Annotated in this window: 7 protein-coding genes and 1 pseudogene; 4 read left to right on the top strand and 4 right to left on the bottom strand. The window is 71.4% G+C overall.

All coding sequences use genetic code 11. The features are described 5' to 3' along the window. The 3 genes from ACFE8Y_RS20320 to ACFE8Y_RS20310 form a co-directional block, all read right to left on the bottom strand. A partial coding sequence (locus tag ACFE8Y_RS20320) for an RNA polymerase sigma factor region1.1 domain-containing protein (protein WP_375466184.1) occupies positions 1-754 on the bottom strand: 754 nt, incomplete at its 3' end. A 196-nt stretch (positions 755-950) separates the two neighbouring features. Next, positions 951-2,861 carry a DNA primase gene (gene dnaG, locus ACFE8Y_RS20315; RefSeq protein ID WP_375466183.1) on the bottom strand — a complete coding sequence of 637 codons (1,911 nt, stop codon included), beginning with the start codon at positions 2,859-2,861 and terminating at the stop codon, positions 951-953. Positions 2,862-2,987: 126 nt separating this feature from the next. Next, positions 2,988-3,449 carry a GatB/YqeY domain-containing protein gene (locus ACFE8Y_RS20310; protein WP_375466182.1) on the bottom strand — a complete coding sequence of 154 codons (462 nt, stop codon included), beginning with the start codon at positions 3,447-3,449 and terminating at the stop codon, positions 2,988-2,990. A gap of 188 nt (positions 3,450-3,637) precedes the next feature. Here ACFE8Y_RS20310 and carA point away from each other — a divergent pair, with 188 nt between their 5' ends. The 4 genes from carA (at position 3,638) to ACFE8Y_RS20290 (ending at position 5,762) form a co-directional block, all read left to right on the top strand. Further along, entirely contained in the window at positions 3,638-4,876 is a 1,239-nt protein-coding gene (gene carA / locus ACFE8Y_RS20305; protein WP_375466181.1) for a glutamine-hydrolyzing carbamoyl-phosphate synthase small subunit, read from the top strand. A gap of 78 nt (positions 4,877-4,954) precedes the next feature. After that, entirely contained in the window at positions 4,955-5,284 is a 330-nt protein-coding gene (locus ACFE8Y_RS20300; RefSeq protein ID WP_375466180.1) for a hypothetical protein, read from the top strand. Then, positions 5,284-5,601 carry a hypothetical protein gene (locus ACFE8Y_RS20295; RefSeq protein ID WP_375466179.1) on the top strand — a complete coding sequence of 106 codons (318 nt, stop codon included), beginning with the start codon at positions 5,284-5,286 and terminating at the stop codon, positions 5,599-5,601. Before ACFE8Y_RS20300 ends, ACFE8Y_RS20295 begins: the two co-directional genes overlap by 1 nt. Continuing rightward, the gene (locus tag ACFE8Y_RS20290) at positions 5,598-5,762 is read left to right on the top strand and encodes a hypothetical protein (RefSeq protein WP_375466178.1); all 165 of its coding nucleotides are present in this window, start codon (positions 5,598-5,600) and stop codon (positions 5,760-5,762) included. The genes ACFE8Y_RS20295 and ACFE8Y_RS20290 overlap by 4 nt, the downstream gene beginning before the upstream one ends. A 238-nt stretch (positions 5,763-6,000) precedes the next feature. On the opposite strand, the pseudogene ACFE8Y_RS20285 reads toward ACFE8Y_RS20290, so the two are convergent. Continuing rightward, positions 6,001-6,282: pseudogene (locus ACFE8Y_RS20285) on the bottom strand (translational GTPase TypA); the annotation flags it as partial.

Raw genomic sequence — 6,282 nt, 5'->3', positions numbered from 1 at the left:
CGGCTTCCATCGCCGCGAGCGAGACGTTGTTCTCCATGTCGTCGTCGTCGTCGCCGTCGGGCGGCGTCGGCGCTTCCGACTCGGCCTCGTCGCCCTCGGCCGCCGCTTCGGCGATCTGGGGGTTCTTGCCGTCGGGGCCGGCGTAGGTGGCCTCGAGATCGATGATGTCGCGCAGCAGCACCTTGCCGTCGACGAGTTCGTCGCGCCAGATGATGATGGCCTGGAAGGTCAGGGGGCTCTCGCAGAGCCCCGCAATCATCGCCTCGCGCCCGGCCTCGATGCGCTTGGCGATGGCGATCTCGCCCTCGCGCGACAGCAGCTCGACCGAGCCCATCTCGCGCAGGTACATGCGCACCGGGTCGTCGGTGCGGTCGGTCGGCTCCTTGGTGGTGGTGACCACGGCGACCGCGCGGGCGGGCGCGACCTCGGCCACCTCCGTGCCCTCGGTGCCCTCCTCGTCCTCGGACGCCTCGCCGTTGACCGGCTTCTCGGCCGTGGCCTCGTCGGTCTCCTCGGCCTCGACGACGTTGATGCCCATCTCGGAGAGTTGGGACAGCACGTCCTCGATCTGGTCCGGGTCGGACTGCCCATCGGGCAGAACCTCGTTGACCTCTTCGTAGGTGATGTAGCCGCGCTTCTTGGCCAGCTTCACCATCCGCTTGACCGAAGCATCCGTCAGGTCGAGGAGCGGCCCGTCGGTCTGCTCCGGCGGCGCGGTGTCCGCCTCGTCCCGTTCCGTTGCCTTGGTCGCCATGATCAGCCTATGGTTTCGAGGCAGGCCGAGGCGGGGGCCGGTCGGCCGCTCCGCGCCATCGACGCCGCAAGACACGTCAGGTGCGGCCGAATCGGTCCGGCCGCCCTGCTCTCCGAATTCCGGTATGCAAGCGAGACGCTTGACCGATTGTTAACCAAGCCGCGATGGCGCGCCGACACCCGCCATCGTGCGGGCCCTACGGCACGGTCGGGTCGTTCGTCTCCGGCAGGTCCGCCTCGGCCTCCGCCCCGGCGATCACCGCCAAGCGCTCCTTGACGGCGCAGAGCCAAGCGAAGTTCGCCTCCGTTTCCTCCTCGACAAGCGCGCGTTCCGCCTGACGGAGTTCGCTATTTAGCGCGCCAGCCTTGCGGTGCAAGATCACGGCCTGGCGCAAAGCGTCCTCCAGGCGCACCGGGTCGGCGTGCGGATCGAGCGCCCAGCGGTCGCCGGGACGCACCCGCGCGGCGAGGCGTTCGGCCGCCGCGTCGAGCCCGGCCCGGCTGAGACGGTTCCCGACCACCTGGGCGTCGGGCTCGGCCGCGTCGGCCGCGCGGTCGAGGAGGAGCGAGCGGATCGCGATCGCGTCCGGGTCCTCCAGGTCGAGGGCCGCCAAGTCCTCGGCCTCCAGCCCGAGCCGTTCGGGATGGACCAGCAGGCCCGCCACGATCATCGCCTCGCGGGAGCCGCCGCTGCCGGCAAATCCGTTGGAACGGGCAAGCCCGGCGCTCGGTCCCGCGGTCAGCCGCGGCGAGGGCGGCGGGTCGCCGGGCCTGGGCTTGCGCGCGAAGGGGTTCGGCCGTCCCCCCGCTTGGTAGACGCCGCGCTGCTGGGCGGCTCCCCGTGGCGCCAGGCTCCGCAGGCGCGCCTCGATCTCGTCGCGGTAGTAGCGCCGCACGGTCTCGTCGCGGATGCCGGCGACCAGCTCGCGCACGGTCTTGGCAAGGCCCGCGCGCCGCTCCGGCGTCTCGGTCGACCCGGTCTCGACGGTCCGGGTCCAGAGCACTTCGACCAGGGGCTTGGCCGCCTCGATCACCCGGTCGATCGCCGCGGAGCCGCCGGAGCGCAGCAGGTCGTCCGGGTCCTGGCCCTCGGGCAGCGGGGCGAAGCGGAGCGAGCGGCCGGGCTCGAGCATCGGCAGCGCCACGTCGAGCGCCCGGAACGCCGCGCGCTGCCCGGCGCCGTCGCCGTCGAAGCACAGCACCGGCTCGTCGGCGTGGCGCCAGAGCAGGGCGAGCTGCGCCTCGGTGAGCGCGGTGCCGAGCGAGGCCACGGTGTTGGGGTGTCCCGCCATCGTCATCGCGATGGCATCGACGTAGCCCTCGACGGCGATGATCGTGCCGCGCTCGTGCGCGGCCTTGCGCGCCTGATGCAGGTTGTAGAGCCCCTGCCCCTTGTGGAAGAGCGGCGTTTCGGGCGAGTTCATGTACTTCGCCTTGGCATCCGCCTGCATCGCCCGGCCGCCGAAGGCGATCACCCGGCCGCGCCCGTCCGCGATCGGGAAGATGATCCGGTCGCGGAACTTGTCGTAGGGGACGGCGATGTCCTCGCCCGCCACCAGCAGGCCGAGCTCCACCATGAGCGCCTTGTCGACGTCCCTGCCCGCGAGGTGGTCGCGCAGGGCGTAACGGTCGGCGGGCGCGTAGCCGATGCGGAAGCGGGCGCGGATGTCGGGCCCGAGGCCGCGCCCGTCGAGGTAGGCGCGGGCGGCGGCGCCCCCCGGCGATTTCAGCCGCTCCTCGAACCAGAGGGCGGCGAGTTCCATCACCTCGATCGCGCCGCGGCGCTTGGTCTCCATCTCGCGGGTGTCGGCGGTGGGCGCGGGCAGACTCACGCCGGCCTCGCCCGCCAGCCGCTCGACGGCCTCGGGGAAGCTCAGGCCCTCCGTCTCCATCAGGAAGGTGAAGATGTCGCCGTGCTTGCCCGAGGAGAAGCAGTGGTAGAACTGCTTCTGGTCGTTGACGTAGAAGGACGGCGTCTTCTCGGCATTGAACGGCGATAGCCCGCGCCACTCGCGGCCGGCCTTCCTCAGCTTCACCCGACGCCCGACCACGTCGGAGGCGGGCAGCCGGGTGCGGATCTCGTCGAGGATGTGGGGCGGGTAGCGCACGGGGCGGCAGTGGGTCCGGGGTCCGGTCTTCGGACCGACATCCATACCGCAGGAGGCCTTACCGAGTCCCGCGGCTCGGCGGCCGGTGGATTGCGGGCAGAACGGGCGGCGGACGCGGTCCTCGCCTCACCCCTTCGCGCTCAGCGCCGCCTTCACCAGCCCGCTCGCCCTGGCGAAATCCATGCGGCCGGCGAACCGGCTCTTCAGGGCACCAATCACCCGGCCCATGTCCTTCGGGCCGGCGGCCCCCGTCTCGGTGATCGCGGCCTCGATCGCGGCCGCCGTCTCGGCCTCGTCCATCTGCGCCGGCAGGTAGGTCTCGATGATCGCGACCTCGGCGCGCTCGTTCCGCGCGAGCTCCGGCCGGCCGCCCTGGTCGTAGACGCCGGCCGATTCATGGCGCTGCTTGATCATCTTCTGCAGGAGCGCCAGGATCTCGTCGTCGGAGGCCGGCTCACGCCCGAGGCCGCGCGCCTCGATGTCCTTGTCCTTCAGCGCCGCCTGGATCATCCGGACGGTGGCGAGCTTGGGCTTGTCGCCGGCCTTCATGGCCTCCTTCATCTCGGTGGTCAGGCGGGCGCGCAGCATCTCTCGTGTCCTCGGATCGTGCAGAACGGGTGGCTGGCCTGCGGTCTACGGCGATTGAGCCCCGTTCGGAGCGAGCCCACATTGACCCTGCCGCCGCGCTCGGTCAGACCGCCGCACAGGACTTCGGGCCGCTTGCTCGCGCCCGACGCCGGCGCCGATCGAGACCGGACATAAGCGAGATCACGCCGATGCTGCAAGACAGCGCCTCCGCCCCACCCCGCCCCGCGCCCGAACCCTGGGCCGAGCCCGTCGCCACGGCGCTCCTCGTCCTCGCCGACGGCATGATCCTCGAAGGCTTCGGCATCGGGCAGACGGGCATCGCCGATGGCGAGGTCTGCTTCAACACCGCGATGACCGGCTACCAGGAGATCCTGACGGACCCGTCCTACGCCGGGCAGATCGTCACCTTCACCTTCCCGCATATCGGCAACACCGGCACCAACGACGAGGATCTCGAAAGCCTCGACGCGGCGCCGGCCTCGGGGGTGCGCGGCACCGTGATCGCGTCCGCGGTCACGCGTCCGTCGAGCTGGCGCTCGTCCTCTCACCTCGACGCGTGGCTGAGGGCCCGCGGCATCCTGGGCATCACCGGCATCGACACCCGGGCGCTCACCGCGCACATCCGCGACCACGGCATGCCGAACGCGGTGATCGCCAACGATCCGGCCGGCGCCTTCGACCGGGAGGCGCTGAAGCGCCGGGCCGCCGCGCTCGCGCCGATGGAGGGGCTCGACCTCGTGCCGCCGGTCACCAGCCGCGAGACCTCGGACTGGAGCGAGTCGGTCTGGACGGTGAAGGGCGGCTACGGCCGCCGCGCGCCCGGCGGGGGTTTTCGCGTGGTGGCGGTCGACTACGGCGTGAAGCGCAACATCCTGCGCCTGCTGGCGCAGGCCGGCTGCGCGGTGACGGTGGTGCCCGCCACCACCAGCGCCGCCGACATCCTGGCGCTGAAGCCCGACGGCGTGTTCCTCTCGAACGGCCCCGGCGACCCGGCCGCCACCGGGGCATACGCGGTCCCGGTGATCCGCGCGTTGCTGGACGCGAAGGTCCCGACCTTCGGCATCTGCCTCGGCCACCAGCTCATGGGCCTCGCGCTGGGCGGACGCACGGTGAAGATGGGCCAGGGCCACCACGGCGCGAACCACCCGGTGAAGGACAAGACCACCGGCAAGGTCGAGATCGTCTCGATGAACCACGGCTTCGCGGTCGATCCCGAAAGCCTGCCCGCGACCGCGGTCGAGACCCACATCTCGCTGTTCGACGGCTCGAATTGCGGGCTGACGCTCACCGACCGGCCGGCCTTCTCGGTGCAGCACCACCCGGAGGCCTCGCCCGGCCCCCGCGACAGCCACTACCTGTTCGAGCGCTTCGTCGCGCTCATGCGGACGGGCAGGCCGGAGCCGGAGCCGGAGGTCGGGGCGGCTTAGCGCCGCGCCCGACGCAACTGCGGTGCCGGCCAAGGGGTTGTCCGTCCACATCTGGATCGACAGTTCGAGAGGGGCACGATGACCGACGAGACCCGCGACCGGCCTTCGCTGAAGGATTTCGACGCCATCACCGATCGCAACGGTCAGGATCTCGGCCAGGATTCGCCCCGCGACGTGGGCGTCGCCTCCCGCACCCAGGCCGACCTCAAGGGCGACCCGTCGGGCGAGGCCCAGACCGCGCGCATCGCCTCGGGCATGACGAGCGAGGACGCCACCGACGCGACGGAGGCCGAGACCCCGCCGGAGAATCTTCGCAAGCTTCGCGGCGAGGGTGAGCCTGGCACCGCGATCAAGGAGGCGATCGATCGCGCCACCGCGGCGGTCGGCCAGGACGACGGGAAGCGCTGATGGCCCGCTCCGCGAACGAGGCCTCGCAGACCGTCACCCGCAAGCCCGACGACGCGGTCGGCACCAGCGGAAAGCCCGCCACCGGCGGCGGTGCGCACACCGCCGAGCAGTCCGCCATCACCGACATGGGGTCGGGTGGGGCGTCGGATGCCGAGCGCAAGGACGCCTGGAGCGAGGGCGGCGAGTCCGGTCGTTCGCCGCCGACGCCCGGCGGTGCCTCGGGCGGCCATTCCGACCGGAAGGCGTCCCGCGGCCCGCAGGAGGACGCGACGGTCGCCGCGGGTGGCAGCAAGGCCGAGCGGGAAGCAGGCGCATGAGCGACGACGTGAAGCGCGACGAGAACGCCGACGAGAAGAAGCCGGCCAATGCCGCACCGGACGCGGTGATGGACCCGAACGAGAAGACGGACGGGCATCCGGGTATGGGCCCCCAGGGCGGCGGTAAGAAGGGCGAGGATGCCGATCCGGGCGGCGGGTAATATCCTCCGCGAGGTGTGCGTCTCCCGCTCCCCTTTAGCGGGAGAGGGTGGCCCGCGAGCTAAGTCGGGTGAGGGGCGCGACCTTTCCGGATACGGCGCTCCCCTCACCCGACCCTCGCTCACGCGAGGGCCATCCTCCGCCGCAGAGGGGGAGGGAGAAAGCGGCGACGGCGAGACTCACGAAGAAGGGCCGGGCGATGATCGCCCGGCCCTTCGTGTTCTCGGCCTACGCCTGCGCTCACACCGCGCCGGTGACCGCTTCCTTCGACCGCTCGAAGCGCTTGCGGTCGTTCGGGTCGAGGTGGGTCTTGCGGAGCCGAATCGACTTCGGCGTCACTTCCATCAGCTCGTCGTCCTGAATCCAGGCGAGCGACTTTTCCAGCGTCATCCGGATCGGCGGGGTCAGGCGCACGGCCTCGTCCTTCGAGGTGGTGCGGATGTTGGTGAGCTTCTTGCCCTTGAGCACGTTCACCTCGAGGTCGTTCTCGCGGTTGTGCTCGCCGATGATCATGCCCTGGTA

The sequence above is a fragment of the uncultured Methylobacterium sp. genome (assembly GCF_964242245.1).
Lineage (GTDB): Bacteria > Pseudomonadota > Alphaproteobacteria > Rhizobiales > Beijerinckiaceae > Methylobacterium.
The sequence above is the reverse complement of the archived record's forward strand: the minus strand, read 5'-3'. Positions and strand labels throughout refer to the sequence as shown.